This is a genomic window from Paenibacillus sp. MMS18-CY102 (assembly GCF_009789195.1).
Lineage (GTDB): Bacteria > Bacillota > Bacilli > Paenibacillales > Paenibacillaceae > Paenibacillus_T.
Genome location: NZ_WSTC01000011.1, coordinates 53,238 through 71,234 on the forward strand (window position 1 = coordinate 53,238; position 17,997 = coordinate 71,234).

18 protein-coding genes, 1 pseudogene and 1 riboswitch are annotated in these 17,997 nt (G+C 51.5%); all 19 genes and pseudogenes read left to right on the forward strand.

Annotation, left to right across the window (positions count from 1 at the left end; all coding sequences use genetic code 11):
* Positions 1-2 precede the first annotated feature (2 nt).
* A riboswitch (FMN riboswitch) is annotated at positions 3-206 on the forward strand.
* A gap of 179 nt (positions 207-385) precedes the next feature.
* Positions 386-1,516, forward strand: coding sequence for a bifunctional diaminohydroxyphosphoribosylaminopyrimidine deaminase/5-amino-6-(5-phosphoribosylamino)uracil reductase RibD (gene ribD / locus GON22_RS09905; RefSeq protein WP_237179095.1), 1,131 nt, complete (start codon positions 386-388; stop codon positions 1,514-1,516).
* A 6-nt stretch (positions 1,517-1,522) separates the two neighbouring features.
* The gene (gene ribE / locus GON22_RS09910; RefSeq protein ID WP_160395934.1) at positions 1,523-2,191 is read left to right on the forward strand and encodes a riboflavin synthase; all 669 of its coding nucleotides are present in this window, start codon (positions 1,523-1,525) and stop codon (positions 2,189-2,191) included.
* Positions 2,192-2,223: 32 nt separating this feature from the next.
* Positions 2,224-3,399, forward strand: coding sequence for a bifunctional 3,4-dihydroxy-2-butanone-4-phosphate synthase/GTP cyclohydrolase II (locus GON22_RS09915; RefSeq protein ID WP_160395935.1), 1,176 nt, complete (start codon positions 2,224-2,226; stop codon positions 3,397-3,399).
* Between the two features lie 46 nt (positions 3,400-3,445).
* On the forward strand, positions 3,446-3,913 hold the full coding sequence (gene ribH, locus GON22_RS09920) for a 6,7-dimethyl-8-ribityllumazine synthase (RefSeq protein ID WP_006039319.1): 468 nt from the start codon (positions 3,446-3,448) through the stop codon (positions 3,911-3,913).
* A 72-nt stretch (positions 3,914-3,985) separates the two neighbouring features.
* Entirely contained in the window at positions 3,986-4,768 is a 783-nt protein-coding gene (locus tag GON22_RS09925; protein WP_160395936.1) for a segregation/condensation protein A, read from the forward strand.
* The gene (gene scpB, locus GON22_RS09930; protein ID WP_160395937.1) at positions 4,737-5,408 is read left to right on the forward strand and encodes an SMC-Scp complex subunit ScpB; all 672 of its coding nucleotides are present in this window, start codon (positions 4,737-4,739) and stop codon (positions 5,406-5,408) included. The genes GON22_RS09925 and scpB overlap by 32 nt, the downstream gene beginning before the upstream one ends.
* A 61-nt stretch (positions 5,409-5,469) precedes the next feature.
* The gene (locus GON22_RS09935; RefSeq protein WP_160395938.1) at positions 5,470-6,150 is read left to right on the forward strand and encodes a DUF2953 domain-containing protein; all 681 of its coding nucleotides are present in this window, start codon (positions 5,470-5,472) and stop codon (positions 6,148-6,150) included.
* A 100-nt stretch (positions 6,151-6,250) separates the two neighbouring features.
* Entirely contained in the window at positions 6,251-6,715 is a 465-nt protein-coding gene (ytfJ, locus tag GON22_RS09940; RefSeq protein WP_160395939.1) for a GerW family sporulation protein, read from the forward strand.
* A gap of 202 nt (positions 6,716-6,917) precedes the next feature.
* On the forward strand, positions 6,918-7,814 hold the full coding sequence (locus GON22_RS09945; RefSeq protein ID WP_160395940.1) for an ABC transporter ATP-binding protein: 897 nt from the start codon (positions 6,918-6,920) through the stop codon (positions 7,812-7,814).
* A 22-nt stretch (positions 7,815-7,836) separates the two neighbouring features.
* The gene (locus tag GON22_RS09950) at positions 7,837-8,634 is read left to right on the forward strand and encodes an ABC transporter permease (protein ID WP_160395941.1); all 798 of its coding nucleotides are present in this window, start codon (positions 7,837-7,839) and stop codon (positions 8,632-8,634) included.
* Positions 8,635-9,792, forward strand: coding sequence for a sensor histidine kinase (locus tag GON22_RS09955; RefSeq protein ID WP_237179096.1), 1,158 nt, complete (start codon positions 8,635-8,637; stop codon positions 9,790-9,792).
* The gene (locus GON22_RS09960; RefSeq protein ID WP_160395942.1) at positions 9,789-10,391 is read left to right on the forward strand and encodes a response regulator transcription factor; all 603 of its coding nucleotides are present in this window, start codon (positions 9,789-9,791) and stop codon (positions 10,389-10,391) included. Before GON22_RS09955 ends, GON22_RS09960 begins: the two co-directional genes overlap by 4 nt.
* A gap of 191 nt (positions 10,392-10,582) precedes the next feature.
* Positions 10,583-11,785 carry a D-alanyl-D-alanine carboxypeptidase family protein gene (locus GON22_RS09965; RefSeq protein WP_160395943.1) on the forward strand — a complete coding sequence of 401 codons (1,203 nt, stop codon included), beginning with the start codon at positions 10,583-10,585 and terminating at the stop codon, positions 11,783-11,785.
* Positions 11,786-11,792: 7 nt separating this feature from the next.
* Positions 11,793-12,437, forward strand: coding sequence for a nucleoside recognition domain-containing protein (locus tag GON22_RS09970; protein ID WP_160395944.1), 645 nt, complete (start codon positions 11,793-11,795; stop codon positions 12,435-12,437).
* 25 nt (positions 12,438-12,462) lie between these two features.
* Complete coding sequence (locus GON22_RS09975; protein ID WP_202113184.1) at positions 12,463-12,963, forward strand: spore maturation protein; 501 nt, start codon at positions 12,463-12,465, stop codon at positions 12,961-12,963.
* A gap of 110 nt (positions 12,964-13,073) precedes the next feature.
* Positions 13,074-13,826, forward strand: a pseudogene (locus GON22_RS26020) (pseudouridine synthase); the annotation flags it as partial.
* Between the two features lie 678 nt (positions 13,827-14,504).
* On the forward strand, positions 14,505-15,041 hold the full coding sequence (locus GON22_RS09985; protein ID WP_336604285.1) for a redoxin domain-containing protein: 537 nt from the start codon (positions 14,505-14,507) through the stop codon (positions 15,039-15,041).
* A 31-nt stretch (positions 15,042-15,072) separates the two neighbouring features.
* Positions 15,073-16,710 (forward strand): cytochrome c biogenesis protein ResB, encoded by a 1,638-nt coding sequence (gene resB / locus GON22_RS09990; RefSeq protein WP_160395947.1) that lies wholly within the window; start codon positions 15,073-15,075, stop codon positions 16,708-16,710.
* Entirely contained in the window at positions 16,707-17,966 is a 1,260-nt protein-coding gene (ccsA, locus tag GON22_RS09995) for a cytochrome c biogenesis protein CcsA (RefSeq protein ID WP_160395948.1), read from the forward strand. The genes resB and ccsA overlap by 4 nt, the downstream gene beginning before the upstream one ends.
* The last annotated feature ends 31 nt before the right edge of the window (positions 17,967-17,997 follow it).

The following is a 17,997-nucleotide window of genomic DNA, read 5'->3' on the forward strand; positions in this document are numbered from 1 at the left end:
CGTCTTTCCTTCGGGGTACGGTGAAATTCCGAACCGGCGGTGATCATCGGAGTCAGCTTTGCTACCGTTCCAACGGTGCGTGTCTCCGGCGTCAGTCCGTGACCCGAAGCTTCTAATTACTTACGCGGCGTACGCATAGGAGAGGCTTCGGTGGACCTGGTGTAAATCCGGGACCGACAGTACAGTCTGGATGGGAGAAGGGAACGCATTCATTAAGCACGTTCATACGGGCGGTTTCTTTAACTTTGTTTAAGTTAATGGATCCGTGCCCTCTTATTTACGTACGCGTCTTTATGAATGTTTTTCATTTTCACAGATACGTTAGCGCATGAGCGCACGTTTCCCATCCCCCCGTCGGCAGCCTGCCGATAGGGGGTTTTTTGGTTTGAGCGAAGTGTTAAACGATGCGTTTTATATGCGGCTTGCCCTTCAGATGGCGCAAAGCGCGACCGGCCAGACAAGCGTAAACCCTGTAGTAGGCTGCGTCATTGTGAAGGAAGGCCGAATTATCGGGATGGGCGCGCATTTGAAGCGTGGCGAAGGCCATGCTGAAGCAAATGCACTGCGAATGGCAGGCGAAGAAGCGGAAGGGGCAACGGCATACGTAACGCTGGAGCCGTGCAGCCATTACCGCAAAAAAACGCCGCCTTGCTGTGATCGCCTAATCGAAGCTCGCATCGCAAGAGTCGTCGTTGCCGCACAAGACCCGAACCCGCAGGTAGCGGGCACTGGCGTAGAGAAGCTTCGGTCTGCTGGCATCACGGTTTCGGTAGGCTTGCTAGCAGATGAGTCTCATGCGATGAACGAGCGCTATAACAAATATATTTTGTCGCGCTTGCCATTCGTAACGTTGAAGACGGCTTCGACGTTAGATGGCAGAATTGCTGCCAAGACGGGAGATAGCCGCTGGATTACTGGACCGGCCTCACGGGAAGCGGTTCATACCATGCGCCACCATCATGATGGCATTATGGTTGGGATCGGCACACTTCTTGCGGATGACCCGCAGTTGACGACCCGGCTTGAAGTTCCGGCGCTTCATCCAATACGCATTATCGTCGATTCCTCCTTGCGTATCCCGCTTGATGCGCGTGTTGTAACCGATGGCATGGCCCGGACGATTGTGCTAACAACGGCGTCAGCAGATCCGGAGAAACGGGCTAGCCTGCAGCAAGCAGGAGTAGAGGTAGTCGATTGCGGAGATGGTCCTCATGTTAATCTGAGTGAAGCGATGCGGCTTCTCGGGGATATGGAGATTGGATCAATTTTGCTCGAAGGCGGTGGGCAGTTGAACGGGGCGATGCTGGCAGCTGGGCTAGTGGACAAAATTAGCCTGTTCTTCGCTCCCAAGCTTATTGGCGGCGGCGAAGCTGCACCGGCTGCATTCGTCTTCGGCGGTTTCGAGAAAATGGCAGATGCCATCACGTTGGAATCAACAACATATGAGCAATATGGAGATGACATCGCAGTGATTGGCTATCCTTCCAATCGGCTGAAGGTAATGGAAGGGAGTTGAGGCGGATTGTTTACAGGATTGATTGAGGAAGTTGGGCGGTTCCGAAGCGCTTCCCTCGCAGGTGAAGCGATGGTGTTAACAATCGATGCAACCCGTATTTTGGGAGACGTTGCTATCGGTGACAGCATCGCCGTGAATGGCGTTTGCTTAACGGTGATCTCCTTCACGCGGAGCTCATTCCAAGCAGATGTCATGCCACAGACGTATCGCCATTCGAACTTGAAAGATTTGAAGCCAGGATCGAAGGTGAATTTGGAGCGGGCGATGTTAGCCGGCGGACGGTTCGGCGGCCATATCGTACAAGGGCATGTTGATGGGATTGGCGTTATCGTATCACGCAAAGCCGATGCGAACGCAGTCGTCTTCAAGCTTCGTGCTGAAGGCCAAGATGAGCTTGCCAAATTTGTCATACCTAAAGGTTCGATTACGATTGATGGGATCAGCTTAACGGTGACAGAAGCAGAAGGCGGCCTCATTGGCGTCTCGATTATCCCCCACACTTTGGCGGAAACAGCACTTCAAGATAAGCAACCTGGAGATACTGTTAATCTTGAGGCGGATATTATCGGAAAATATGTCGACCATTTGCTTCATTATCGGACTTCAGAGCCGGCAGGGAAATCAAGCCGTTCTGGCCTGAGCGCATCGTTTTTGGCGGATAACGGATTCTTTTAACGGATAGTAACAAGATTAAGGGAGGGTTTAGGATGAGTGAACAAGTAAGCGGAGCGACAAAGCATGTAGAGGATGCGAACGTTCAATTTGACCCGATTGAGCTAGCGATTGCCGATCTGATGCTGGGTAAGCCGATTATCGTCGTCGACGATGAAGATCGGGAGAATGAGGGAGACTTGATTGTCTTGTCTGAGAAGGCGACGCCTGAAGTGATTAACTTCATGATTACAGAAGCGCGCGGCCTGGTTTGTGTTCCGATCACGAGCGAGCGTGCTGCTGAACTCAATTTGCCCCCAATGGTGAACCATAACACTGATTACCATGGCACTGCATTTACGGTTTCCGTGGACCATGTATCGACGACGACGGGCATTAGTGCAATCGAACGTTCGCAGACGGTCATGGCGCTTATCGATCCTTCGGCGAAGCCGGAACAGTTCCGCCGTCCAGGCCATATCTTCCCGCTCATTGCGAAGGATGGCGGCGTACTGCGCCGTGCAGGGCATACGGAAGCGGCAATTGACTTAGCACGCATGTGCGGCGCGAAGCCTTCCTCGGTTATTTGCGAGATTATTAAAGAGGATGGCACGATGGCGCGCTTGCCGGATTTGATCGAGTTTAAGCAAAAGCATGATCTTAAGCTCATCTCAATCCAGGATATGATTAAGTACCGTAACGATAAGGAACGCCTGGTGGAGCGCGTCGTTGATGTGAGCATGCCGACGGAATACGGGGACTTCCAAATCTATGGCTATAAGAATCAAATCGACGGCAAAGAGCATGTAGCATTCGTCAAAGGCACGATCAACTCCGATCAGCCGACACTCGTACGCGTTCATTCTGAATGCTTAACCGGCGATGTGTTCCATTCCAAACGCTGCAATTGCGGCGCACATCTGGAGGCCGCCCTTCGCTATATCGAGCAATCGGGCAACGGCATATTGCTGTACATGCGACAGGACGGCCGTGGCGAAGGCTTGCTGAACAAATTGAAGTCGTATCAGCTGCAAGAGCAGGGATTCGACATGTCTGAAGCGAATAAGAAGGTAGGATTCGCGCCGGATTTGCGGGATTATGGCATTGGAGCCCAGATTTTGAAGGATCTTGGCGTTCGCCAGATGAGACTGCTGACGAACAACCCACGCAAGATCAAAGGGCTCGAAGGTTATGGGATTGAAGTGGTAGAGCGCGTCCCGCTCACCAAATAACCTAAATAAACTAAACTAGAAACCATACTTGGAAGGATGAGTAGATATGAAACATTATGAAGGCCATTTAATTTCGCAAGGATTAAAATACGGAATCGTCGTTGGACGGTTCAACGAATTTATTACGACGAAGCTTCTCTCCGGTGCACTGGACGGACTGAAGCGCCATGGCGCAGAAGATTCTGAAGTCGAAGTAGCTTGGGTGCCAGGCGCGTTCGAAGTGCCATTCGCAGCACAAAAGATGGCTGAGAGTGGCAAGTACGATGCGGTTATTACGATTGGCGCCGTTATCCGCGGTTCAACGCCGCACTTTGAATATGTGTCCAACGAAGTAACGAAGGGCGTCGCAGCTATCGCTTTGAAAACGGGCGTTCCTACAATCTTCGGCGTACTGACGGTAGACTCCATTGAGCAAGCTGTTGAGCGCGCTGGCACGAAAGCGGGCAACAAAGGGTACGAAGCAGCTGTTACTGCTATCGAAATGGCAAACTTGACGCGCCAGCTTCAAGCGTAAGGCAGTCTTTCCTGCGGGAAGCAACGCTTTCGGATAAGACGATAGCCGACCATCAGCCGGGAGGGTAACACCGTGACGGTGACGTATAAGCTGGAAACGTTCGAAGGACCGCTCGATCTGCTTTTGCACTTAATTGACAAGGCCGAGATCGACATCCACGAAGTGTCCATCAGCGAAATAACCGATCAATATATGGAATACTTGCAAGCCATGCAGGAACTCGAGCTCGAAGTGACGAGCGAGTTCCTTGTCATGGCTGCTACCTTGTTGTTCATTAAGAGCAAGCAGTTGCTGCCTAAGCCGCCTGTCATCGAGCTCGATGAGTATGACGACTGGCAGGACGACGGCCCTGATCCGCAAGAGGAGCTTATCGCGCGATTGCTGGAGTATCGCAAGTTTAAGCTCATCGCTGCTGACCTTCGGGAGAAGGAACTGGAGAGCAGCTTAGTGTATGCCAAGGAACCGGAGGATCTGTCACCCTTCATGAAGGAGCAGCTTACGAATCCGGTTGAAGGCTTGCACATCGATGATTTGGTCCGTGCCTTCCAGAAGGCGCTGCGCCGTGCAGCAAGGCGGAACGTTGTGGCTACAGTACGGCGGGATGAGATATCGGTTAAAGACCGTATCATCGATATTATGGAAGTGCTGAAACAATATGAGACGGTTCGTTTCTCGAAGCTTATTCGTGCAAATATGGACCGCCATGAAATCGTCGTCACGTTCCTTGCGATCTTGGAGCTAATGAAAATGAAGCATATTCGTTGCCATCAGCACCAAGTGTTCGATGATATCGTGATTCAGTGGAGAGGGGAAACGGCTGAGAATGGATTATCAGAGCTACAAGTCGATTATTGAAGGATTGCTGTTTATGGCGGGAGACGATGGCTTGAACGCCCGGCAGCTGTCTGATATTTTACAAATCGATGCGCAGACCTCAGCGGAGCTCGTCTACGATTTGAAATGCGATTTGAAACGTGAAGCGCGTGGTGTCCAAATTACTGAGGTAGCGGGAGCTTACCGGCTGACCACCCATCCGGACCATGCGCCTTATTTTGAACGAATGGCTTATTCGCCAACGCGTGCAAGCTTGTCCCAAGCTGCATTGGAAACGTTGTCGATCATTGCGTATCGCCAGCCGATTACACGTGTAGACATCGAGGAAATTCGCGGTGTAAAGAGTGATCGCGCGCTACAATCGCTCGTAACGAAGGATTTGATCGAAGAAGTAGGGCGTGCGGAAGCGATTGGCAGGCCGATTTTGTATGGGACGACGAAAGCGTTCTTGGAATATTTCGGGTTAGCTGCGTTAAGCGCGCTGCCGGAGCCTAGGAACGTATCGGCGGATGATTTGGACGAGCAGACAAATATGCTGTTTGAGAAGTATGACGGCCGTCAAATGACAATTGATGAGCTGCCGCCCATACCGCCAATCCCAACGATGCCTTCCCGTGAGGAAGCTTCCGGCTCGGAAGAGGGTGGGCAAGAGGAAGAATGAGATCTGGCCGCAAGGTCATACTATACCCAACCAGAACCATTAAAGGACGGAGGAGCCGCTAATGCCGGATTTCTCAGCAGGTTGGATATGGATGGCGGCGGCAGGTTTCTTTTTTTTGTGCGGAATTCTGCTGTGGTTTTCCCCGATCGTTGTCACGACTGAGATGAAAAAAATTAACTTGGATGATGATTTCGATGTGAAGGTGCGTGCACTATTCGGGCTTGTTCATCTGCATTGGAAAATGCCAATACTGGAGTGGACCAATCGAGGCATCAAAATGAAAAGTGAGAGCAGCACCTCCAAAGGGCACACGGAGGAGAAAGAGCAATTGAACGCTGCTGAAGTCATGAACAAAACGAATCGAATAAAACGTCTTGTGCAGCAAGTAGAAGGCGCAGCGGGCTTAGCCAAATCTGCATTGTCCAAAGTCAAAGTGTCGCAATGGGAATGGTCGACGGAGGTAGGGACTGGCGATGCGATGTGGACAGCGATGTCAACAGGCATGTTATGGTCAGTAAAGACAACCGCCATTGGCGTGGCATCGCAAATTATTCATTTGACGCAGCCGCCTGTGATTGCTGTGCAGCCAGCTTATAATCGTACCTGCTTTGTATCGCATTGGAAGCTCGTCGGTTCGATTCGATTGGGCCAAGCTGGCATTGCAGGGATCCGGCTCGTGATTGGGCTTAGAAAACTGCGGGCAGGAACGGTTGGCGTCCAGCGGCTTTTCTCGAAAGTGTAGCGCGAGAAGAAAGTGTAATACATACTCCATCAGCGAAGTGAGCAGGATATAAGGAGCATAGACAGCTCATTATTCATATGCACATCAAGGAGGAGTAGCAATGGCAGACCATCCGATTCAAGGCTTAATGCAGACAGCGATGGAAAACATTAAAGAAATGGTGGATGTGAACACAATCGTCGGCGATCCTGTCCAAACCCCTGACGGCAGCGTGATCATGCCGATCAGTAAGGTAGGATTTGGCTTCGTAGCTGGCGGCAGCGACATTCGCTTCGACGGCTCAAGCCAATCCTCGGATCAGCATTCAGCTGGTGGAGCCGATGCTCACAATGCGGTTGTACAAGGGCCATTCGGCGGCGGCAGCGGCGGCGGTGTCTCCATTACGCCAATCGCATTCTTGGTAGTCGGCACGCAAGGGGTTAAGGTCGTTCCGCTCGATAATAACACGCATCTCATCGAGCGTGTCATTGATTCTGCACCACATGTGTTTGACCGCATTCAAGGGATGTTGAAGAGCAATAGCCATAACAGCCATGACTTGAGCTCAGATACCCCAATCCTTTAATCCATTAATACACAAAGTTCAATGCTTCTAAAAAGTCCGTTTCGGCACGCAGCCGGGGCGGGCTTTTTGTTTGCTTTTGTGAGCATGTTCATCGATTTGCATGACAGATGTCATATCAAATAAATGTTAATTTGGTCTACTCAATGGATGGCCAATTCGGTAAGATGATGGAAGTGAAGCAATTGATAAGGAGTTGAATGATATGCCGGAAGCAGCCATTGAATTGAAGCGGGTGACGAAGGAATTTAAAGGGAAGAAAGCGGTTGACCAATTATCGTTTACGGTCGAGAGAGGCACTGTGGTCGCCTTGCTTGGCCCGAATGGTGCAGGCAAAACCACGACGATTTCCATGATACTTGGCCTCATCAATCCGTCGAGCGGGACGGTGAAATTGTTAGGCGGTGACCCACAGGATCGCCAAGTTCGTGACCGAATCGGTGCGATGCTACAGGATGTCAGCGTGATTGAAGGGCTTACGGTAGCTGAGACAATTAATTTGTTTCGCAGTTACTACAGCCAGCCCTTACCGCTAGAGCAGCTGTTGCAAATTAGCGGGCTCAGCGATGAGCGCAACAAGATGGCTGCTGCGATGTCTGGTGGCCAGAAGCGGCGGCTCGGATTTGCGCTAGCAGCTGCAGGCGATCCCGATGTATTATTTCTCGATGAGCCGACAGTAGGCATGGACGTCACGTCCCGCCAATTGTTTTGGGATACGGTGAAGGCGATGGCGGGCAAAGGCCGTACAATCGTGCTCACAACGCATTACTTGGAGGAAGCCGATCAAGTGGCGGACCGCATTATTGTCATTAATGATGGCAAGCTTGCTGCAGACGGTACGCCAAGCCAGATTAAAGCGACAACGACAGGACGTACAATTTCGTTCACGGCAGGTGAAGCGGTGACTTCGCAATCCCTGCGTAATATTTCGGGGATAGTCGATATTGAATGGAATGGGCGTCGTGTAAAACTATACAGCAACGATACGGATCGGCTGATCACGGACCTGATTCGCGCAGATTTGGAGATGACGGATATCGAAATTGTGAGCGGCGGATTAGAAGAAGCATTCCGTTCGCTGGTAAGCGCAGCTAAGTTATAATGATGATTAAGGGGTGTAACGAATGAATGCAAGCACGAGTACGGGCATTAATACAAACCGGAGCGTTCGCGCGACGATTCGAAAAGCGGCATTTGCCCAAATAAAAGCGGAATTGCTCCGAACGTTGCGGAACAAACGGTTCGTCATGTTTTCCGTCATTATGCCGATTGCCTTTTACTTTATATTCACGAGCACGATGGATGCAGATGCTGAGGTTGGCGGCGTAGATTGGAGCGCGTATTACCTGATGTCGATGACAGCGTATGGCGTTGCAGGTGCTGGCATTACGTCATTAAGCCAGAAGCTGGCGAAGGAGCGCACGCAAGGCTGGACACAGCTGCTCCGCATCACGCCGCTGCCGTCTTGGGCGTTTATTGTATCTAAGGTTGCATCTCAAGCATTGATTAATTTGTGCACCGTTGTATTGATGTTCCTCGTTGCAGCGTTTGCCAAAGGCGTAGACCTGAGCGCGGCCGTATGGATCGAGAGCGGCTTGTGGATTTGGCTTGGCAGCTTTGCTTTCATGGCGCTTGGCTCGCTTGTCGGAACGATTCGCAATACGGATGTTGTTCAGGTCGTCAGCATGATCGTTTACATGGGCATGTCGGTCCTTGGGGGACTTTGGATGCCGGTGGAGACGATGTCGAGCACGATGCGTACGATTGCACATGTGCTGCCAACGTACTGGCTCGGCCATGGCGCGTGGAATTTGCTTGGTGACGGTACATTTGACTGGTTGGGCGTGGTTGTATTGGCGGTGTACATCGTGGCGTTCACGCTGATCTCTTCCTTGATTATCAGAAAACAAGAAGCGGTATAAATGATGCGAATGAAAATCCCTTCCGTGCGCCCTTCTAATAGGCCGCCTTTATACCTTTCATTGGTATGGCTCATTTATTTGGTTATCCCGCTATACACGATCTTTCAACAGCCATTGGAAGAGATGCTGCTTGATTTATTGGTCGTCCTGCTATTCGCCGCTGTTTATGTCATAAGCTTCGTTAATGACCGTTATCGGTTTGCGCTTGTTTGGGTGCAGTTTCTCATCATTGGCTATTTCACGCTGCATTATGATCCGAACTTTTTCTTTATGGGATTTTATCCTTCCCCAGTCATCTCGATGATGCGTGCCACGTGGCAATTGATTGTCGCTTGGGCGGGGCTGGCTTGCCTTCATGTTTGCGTCCTGTGGCTATATCACTTTGATTTCACGAATAACGATATGCTCACGATATTGCCAGCCATGCTCATTATGCTGTTCATGCCGCTTGCCTTCCGGTTAGGGCGTCGATCGAGGGAGCTGCGCCAGAAGCTGGACTTGGCCAATGAACAAATCGCACGAATGTCGGCGAACGAAGAACGCGCACGCATTTCGCGTGACTTGCATGACACGCTCGGCCATTCGCTATCGCTAATTACGATGAAGAGCGAGCTCGCGGAGAAACTGATGGCCAAAAATCATGAGCGGGCGGTACAGGAAGTACGGGACATTCAGTCAACGTCGCGCGCGGCGCTCAAGCAGGTGAGGGAACTCGTGCAAGGCCTGAATATGACATCGCTCACCGAGGAGATTAATCATGCGAAGCAATTATTAGCTGCTGCCAATATAAAGCTTGGCATCGTTGGCGTAGAGGAGCATGAAGCAGACGCTTCCATGCCTCTGATTAATCATATTGTTGGCATGTGCTTGCGCGAGTCGATGACGAACGTCGTACGGCATAGCAAGGCAACGGCATGCACGATTGAGATCGAATGCACGAAGGATGCTTTCTCGCTCATCGTGACAGATAACGGCGTTGGCGTTGACGCCGAACAACTTGCAGCGCCACTAGGCGGAAACGGGCTGAATGGCATGAGGGAGCGCTTGAAGCTAGTGGAAGGCAAGCTGCATATACATGCGGCAAGTGGCGGCGGGACAAGCATACGTTTTGTAGTGCCGTTAGTTGCCCGTGCATCGGAAGGAGAGCAAGCGAGATGAAAGTAATTATTGCAGAAGATCAAGGAATGCTTAGAGGCGCGCTCAGTGCCTTGCTGGATTTGGAAAACGACATTGAAGTGATCGGGCAAGCTGAAAATGGCGAGCAAGCGCTGGCATTGATTTTGTCGCTTTCTCCGGATATATGCCTGCTCGATATCGAGATGCCCCTGTTATCGGGATTGGACGTTGCTGAGCAGCTGTTCAGCCGCAAGCATCCTTGTAAGGTTGTCATATTGACGACCTTTTCGCGCTCGGGCTACTTTCAGCGGGCGATGCGGGCAGGCGCCAGCGGGTTTCTGTTAAAGGATTCGCCCATTGATGAGCTAGGCGCAGCGCTGCGAAAGGTGATGGAAGGCGGGAAGGCCGTTAGCCCAGAGCTAGCCGTTTCGTTATGGGAGGCGGGCAATCCGCTCTCTGAACGGGAGCAAGAGGTGCTCCGGTACGCAAGCGAAGGGCTGTCTGCACGCGAAATCGCGGCTCATGTTCATTTGACAGCTGGAACGGTGCGGAACTACTTGTCAGAGGCGATCCGAAAGCTGGATGCGAAAAATCGGATCGATGCGATAAGCATTGCGACCCATAAAGGTTGGTTATCATAATAAGCCAGGCCATGCAGCCGGCAGCCGTTCACTTGAGCGGTTGCCGGTTTTGTTCTGTGAGCAGACAGGAGCATAAACGAAGGCGGACGGGCATAAGCTGTACAAGCAGACAGGCATGGCGCGGCGAACCGGAGCTCCCGATCCTCGCGTTCTGAAATGCCAATATCGACCGTTCGGGAGGGTTTATGTGCATGAGGATGGATGGGGTAGGCGGCGGCTGGCGGCGGCTAGCGGCAGCGCTATTGTTATTGCTAAGCTTGGTTGTTTCGAATCCGGCGGGCGCTGGCGCGGCAGGAAACGTGAGTGCGATCGGTACGCAAGCTAAAGCTGCAGCGATAATCGATGTGGATTCGGGCCGTCTCTTGTATTCGAAAAATGGTGACCAGCCGATGCGCATCGCTAGTTTGACGAAAATTATGACGGCTATTGTAGCGATTGAGAACGGCAACCTGTCGGATAAAGTTAAAGTGAGCGTTCGCGCAGCTGGCAAAGAGGGCTCATCCATTTATTTGCGCGCCGGTGAGGAAATGAAGCTTGAGGATATGCTATATGGCTTAATGCTGCGATCAGGCAATGACGCAGCGACTGCGATTGCCGAGCATGTTGGCGGAACGCTCGATGGTTTCGTGAAAATGATGAATGACAAAGCGGAATGGATTGGCCTTAAGCATTCGCAATTCATGAACCCTTCGGGGCTAGACCAAGAGGGGCATCTCTCAACGGCTAATGATTTGGCAAAGCTGACCGCTTATGCGCTTCATAATCCGACGTTTGCAGCAATCGTGAAAACCCGCTTAAAGAAAGCGCCTAATCCGAATGAAGAATGGGATTACACGTGGGCGAACAAGAACAAAATGCTAACGATGTATGAAGGCGCGGATGGCGTTAAAACAGGCTATACGAAGGCTGCGCTTCGCTGCTTGGTGAGCTCGGCTACACGCAATGGGCAGCAACTTACAGCAGTAACCATTAACGATAGCAATGATTGGGCTGACCATCGGAACATGCTCGATTGGGGCTTCCAGAACTTCACCCCTACAGTCATTGCTAAACAAGGCCAGCCGATTAGCGGCTATACGCTGGCTGCGGGCCAGTCGTTCCGGTATCCGCTTGCCAAAGGGGAAGCATCAGAGCTGCATTCGAAGCTTGTCTTAATTGATCCAGCAAGCTCTCGTTTTGCATTGGGTGAACGGGGCGTTCTTCAATGGGAGCTGGCAGGTGAAGCAATAGGAGCTGTTCCCGTCTATGAAACGGGCAGCGAGCGTTTAAATTGGCCGGATAAGAAGCCGATACCAGCTGCCGATCGCGCGGCTTCTGCTTCAGCAGAAGCGGGGTCATCCTTGCGAAGTGCATTGCAGGCGGTTGTAAGGGCGTTATTTGGGGGAGGAGCGTGACGCTGTTATGGTCAATTGGATCTGGTTGTTCATGATCGTTGCCAGCGTCGTCTCCGCTGCAGTGACAGGGCGGCTGGATGCCGTTACAGAGGCAGCGTTCGATGGCGCTAAGACGGGAGTTACCGTTAGTTTTGGTTTAATTAGCATTCTCGTGTTCTGGCTTGGCCTTATGCGAATAGGAGAGGATGCTGGGCTGTTGCGTGTGCTGTCCCGCATGCTAGGCCCGGTCGTGCGCTTCCTTTTTCCCGATGTTCCTCGCCAGCATCCGGCGCTCGGCTATATTATGAGCAACATGGCTGCTAATCTGCTTGGCCTTGGCAACGCCGCGACGCCAATGGGCATCAAAGCGATGCAGGAGCTGCAGAAGCTTAATCCGGACAAAGAAACGGCAACGCCGGCGATGTGTACGCTGCTGGCGTTAAACACCTCTAGCATAACGCTCGTTCCGACTACATTAATCGCTATCCGGCTCCAGTATGAGTCCGCTAATGCAGCTGAAATCGTAGGCTCTACGATCGCAGCAACAGCGGTTGCTACCGTTGCCGCGATTGCAGCTGACCGATGGTATCGCAGCAGGGCGCTGCGCCAGCCGCCAGCACCGCCAATTGCGCCGGCTTCGCCGGGCTCTGGAAAGGGTGAGTTGGTTGGTTAATTTGCTCTCGTCTTTATCGGTGTGGATGATTCCAGCGCTCATCGTATTTATTCCGTTATATGCTGCTTTCCGCAAGGTGCCAGTCTATGAAACCTTTGTTGAGGGCGCTAAGGAAGGTTTCGGAACAGCGATTGGCATTATTCCGCATATCGTAGGAATGATGGTCGCGATCAGCATGTTCCGGGCATCGGGAGCGATGGACCTGCTGCTGTCAGCCTTTAAGCCGCTTGTGGCATCGCTTGGCATACCTGCAGAGGTGCTTCCACTGGGTTTATTGCGCCCACTCACTGGTGCAGGCTCACTTGCCTATACGACCGATCTCATTCGAACGTTCGGTCCAGATTCGATGATTGGCCGCATCGCCTCTACGATTCAGGGGAGCACCGATACGACGCTGTATGTCATCACTGTTTATTTTGGTGCGGTCGGCATTCGCCGGTCACGTTACGCGTTAAAGGTAGGGTTATTCTCGGATCTGGTCGGCTTCGCCGCTTCTATAGCTGTATGTTTAATCATGTTTGGTTGATCCTAACGATAGATTCCTAGCACAAGTTCTGCTGTGCCGCTTAATAGGCGACATGGCTGAACTTGTGCTTTTGCTTGCTTAAAGTTAATATGGAGATTGAGGTGAAAAAGTTGGAACGTTTACAAAAAATTTTAGCGCAGGCAGGCATTGCTTCACGGCGCAAATGCGAGGAGCTAATCATCTCCGGACAAGTGGAAGTGAACGGGGTTCCGGTGACGACGCTCGGGGCTAAGGCCGACCCAGAGGAAGATGTTATTACAGTGGGCGGGAAGCCGATAACGTCGGAGAACAAGCTGTACATTATGCTGAATAAGCCCAAAGGCGTCATTACGAGCGCAAGCGATCCGCAAGGCCGCAAAGTCGTCTCTGATTTCTTGGTGGGCATTAAGCAACGTGTATATCCGATCGGACGACTCGATTACGATACGGAAGGGCTTTTGCTGCTTACGAACGATGGGGAATTTGCTAATTTATTGACACATCCGAAGCATCACGTTCCCAAAACGTACTTGGCGACGGTTAAAGGTGTCCCGCATGGCGACAAGCTGGACAAGCTTCGCAAAGGCATCGAGCTGGAGGATGGCATGACTTCACCGGCTGAGGTGGAGTATCAGGATATCGATCCTTCGGACAAGGAGTCGACGATCCGGATTACGATCTACGAAGGCCGCAATCGCCAAGTGCGGCGGATGTTCGATGCGATTGGGCATACGGTCATTCGTTTGAAGCGGGTCAAGTTTGGAGAGCTTGGGTTGCAAAACCTGAAGCGTGGCGGATGGCGCCCACTGAAGCCGAGCGAGGTACAGGAGCTATTGCAAGAAGCTGCTAAAGCAGAAGGCAAATCTAAATATGTACCGACAGGGAAACCGGCAGCGAAGCCAGAATGGAAACCGAAGCCTAAACCGAAACATTTGGCTGCGTCCGGTGACAAGGGCAAATCGGGCAACCAACCGGAAAGCAGCGAAGCGGCCCGTAAACCGTTCCGCTCGAAGCATGCATCGAATGCAGCTGCGACCACTGGAACGCGCAGCAAAGGCAAACGTTCACGGCAATCATACGCAGAAGCTGTTTTAGGTGAGAACGCAGCTAGCCAAGGGAAGGGCAAGCCTTCAGCAGCTACAGGCTCAACCGTAAGATCGAACGGCCGACCAGTGGGTAAAGGGGCAGCAACTGGCAAGCCTAGTACGCGCGAACGCTCGGCAGAGCGTCCAGTGGGACGAAGCACTGAGCGTCCAGCAGGCCGTGGCAGTGAACGCTCAGCAGGTGCTGGCCGCGATGCTGATCGCACAACGGGCCGAGGCTCAGAACGTCCAGCTGGACGTAACGGTGAGCGTTCGACAGGCCGCAGCAATGGGCGGGCAACAGGGGGCCGTGGCGGCGATCGGCCGCCGGAGTGGAGTTCCGAGCGTCCAACTGGACGTACATCGGCATCAAGCGGCAGAAGGTCACATAAAATTCATAAATAATCGTCGACGGCATTTCTCAATGCCGTCGAATTTTCGTTATAATGAGGAAGAATACGGTTACGCGATAAACTAGAGGTGATAGGCTTGGGAAAGTATCGGAAACCGGTACAGATCGTGATTATGCTAGGCGTCTTGCTGCTCGGCGGATATGCGATCGGCAAGGCGTTGTTTGCGTCTGGCGACAGTAAGCCGGAAATTGGCGGACAAGCACCTAACTTTACGCTGCTTGACTTGAAAGGCGAATCCCATCAACTAGCGGATTACAAAGGAAAAGCGGTCGTCGTTAATTTCTGGGGATCATTCTGCCCGCCATGCGTGAAGGAAATGCCGGAGTTTCAACGGCAGTATGAGAAGTGGGGCGATCGATCACTAAACATTTTGGCGGTTAACTTAAGCGAGAATGACTTGACTGTCCAATCGTTTGTTAGTGAACGTAACTTATCTTACCCGATACTGCGTGATGCGAATCGAGTGATCGAACGAAAGTACGGTTTAGAGCAGTACCCTACGACATTTTTTGTGAAGCCTGACGGGACGATCATGGACATCTTTGTTGGCGGGATGACAGAGAAGCAAATCGATGATCGAATCGAGCGGTTATTGAAGTCGTAGCATCGGAACTTTCATAAGGAGGCTTCACCCTTTGTTTCAGAATACGAAGTGCGAATGCGGCCACCAGAACCCGCCCGAAACGCTTTTATGCGAATCGTGCGGAAAGCCGCTAATGGAATCGGAGGAATCTAACGAGCCACTCGAAATGCGTTATGACGGGATTGCGCGGCGTTCGCAGAAAAGCAATCAGAGCTTGCTTGACAAAGTATGGAGCTTTTTCTCCTCAGTCAAGATTGCGATCTATCTCATTCTCATCACGTTAATCGGGGCGGCAGTCGGGACGATTTATCCACAAGAGAAATCATCCGAATACTACTTGGAAAACTACGGAAAAAGCGGAGAACTGTACGATAAGCTCGGCTTGTCTACGATGTACGATTCCTGGTGGTTTGTAGGCCTGCTCGTCATGATCGGCACTTCGCTTGTCATTTGCAGCTTGGACCGCGTATTGCCATTGTACCGAGCATTGAACAAGCAGCAAATTCGCAAGCATCACCAATTCATTAACCGGCAGAAAACGGTGTACAGCGGACCAATCGAAGGCGATACCCAGGAATGGGTGGCAACGCTTGAGAAGCATTTGAAAAAAAGGCGTTATCGCGTACATACAGATGGCAGCGCGCTGCTTGCAGAGAAAAACCGGTTCAGCCGTTGGGGCCCTTACATTAACCATATTGGCCTTATCGTGCTGCTGCTCGCTCTATTGGCCCGCACGATTCCCGATTGGAAAATGGAGCAAACGATTGCCGTAAGGGATGGCGAAACGGTTCAAATTCCAGATACGGAGTATTACGTCAAGAACGAGAAGTTTACGATTGAATTCTACCAGAAGAACGAGCTTCCTGATCGTTTGAAAGATCAAGTAAGGCCGAAGCTGTATAAAACGCAGGCAGTGCTATATAAGTGTGTAAGCGCATGCGATCTGCCGGGCATTGAGCCCAAGCTTGAACAAGTAAAGGCGCAAGATATTATCGTCAACCATCCGATGTCACACAAGGGATTAACGATTTTCCAAATCGGATATGACGATGTGCCCCTGCTCCAAGGCGTGAAGCCGATCATCGAAGACAAGGCTACAGGCAAGACGTACGGGCCGTTTGATCTGCCAATGAAAAATCCGAAAACGACAATTGAAGTAGGCCCATATACGTTGTATCTGAAAGCTAACTATATGGAGTTTGCACTCGATGCCGATGGGCAGCCGGTTACGCTCTCCCGTGACCCCAAATCGCCTGCGTTTATTTTCATGATCAAAGGCCCTGGGCTAAACGAATCAGGCGAGCCTTATATGTACTTCCCATTGCAGAAAGACAAGGAACGCTTCAGCCAAGACCAGATCAACCATGATCTGTCCTCGAAGCTGGAAGTTCGTGTTGAAGGCATGGAAAATGTATCGTTCAGTTCGTATACGAGCTACTTGCTCATCCGAGTGGATACGGCGCTTACCTACGTATGGATCGGGCTTGGCATCTGTATGCTTGGTTTGTTAATGGGCGCTTATTGGCATCACCGGAGGATCTGGCTGCGTATCGATGGCGGCATCCTGTCGCTTGGTGCGCATACGAACAAAAACCATTTTGGGATGCGGTCCGATGTTGAATGGGCGCTTCAGCGAATGGGCATATCTGTCGAGCGGGACGCGCTGGACAACGGAGGTTATAATTCGTGAATTGGGTAGACTTTAGTGGCAACGCCTATTTGGTAGCATTCGCATTATACTGCTTCGCTTTCATGTTCTATGTGATTGCGATTGCGGGCAGCAAGTGGAGTAACCGGGAATCAAAGACACATACAAAAAAATGGGGGCGGATCGCCTTCACCGTGTCATCGGCTGGCCTAGTTGCCCAGCTTGGCTACTTCTTCACCCGTTGGTATGGAAGCGGACAAATTCCGACGAGCAACATGTACGAATTTATGTCCTTCTTATCGATGGCCATTATGATTGCTTTCACGATCATTTACGCGATTTACCGCAAGCCGATTTTAGGGATGTTTGCAACGCCGCTCACGGTCATTATCGTCGCTTACGCTTCGGTATTTCCGAAGGACGTGCAGCCGCTAATTCCTTCCCTAAACTCGTATTGGCTCAAAATCCACGTAACGACAGCAGCGCTTGGCGAAGCTTTCTTCGCAGTTGGTTTTGCTGCAGGCTTGATGTATCTGCTACGTGTGGTCGATTACAAGCGTAAAGATGCCAAAGCGCGCAAAGAGCAACGGTGGATCGAATTTACGCTGTACGTTATCGTTGTCGTAGTTGGATTTATCGCCATCGTATTCGCGTTCCGCGGTGCTGGCTATCAGGCAAGCTTCACGCAAGAAAATGTGATTGTCGATACAGCAGGGGAAGCGACAACGACGGTAGAAACGGTCGAGTACGGGCTTCCGCCGATCTTCAAGCCTTATAATAGTGAAGTTGTGAGGATGGAATCGTTCTTAGGGCTCGAAAAGCCACTGTTCGAAACGCCATCATGGATGAACGGCATTAACGCAGGGCGTAAGCTGAACACGGTCATTTGGTCGATTATTGCAGGCTCGGTGCTTTACGGGCTGCTTCGCTTCATTTTCCGCAAGCCGCTCGGTGCTGTAATCTCTCCACATATGGAAGGCGTGAATCCTAACGATTTGGATGAAATCAGCTACCGCGCTATTGCAATTGGCTTCCCCGTATTCACGCTAGGCGCGCTAATCTTCGCCATGATATGGGCACAAGAAGCTTGGGGCCGCTTCTGGGGATGGGATCCGAAGGAAGTATGGGCGTTAATTACCTGGTTATATTACAGTGTATACTTGCATTTCCGCCTATCTCGCGGCTGGCAGGGCCTCCGTTCAGCGTGGCTTGCCGTTATCGGGTTCGTCATCGTCTGGTTTACGCTGATCGGCGTTAACTTGATTATTGCGGGACTTCACTCGTACGCAGGCGTATAACGAAAATACTTTTATTTTGAATACAAAGGGG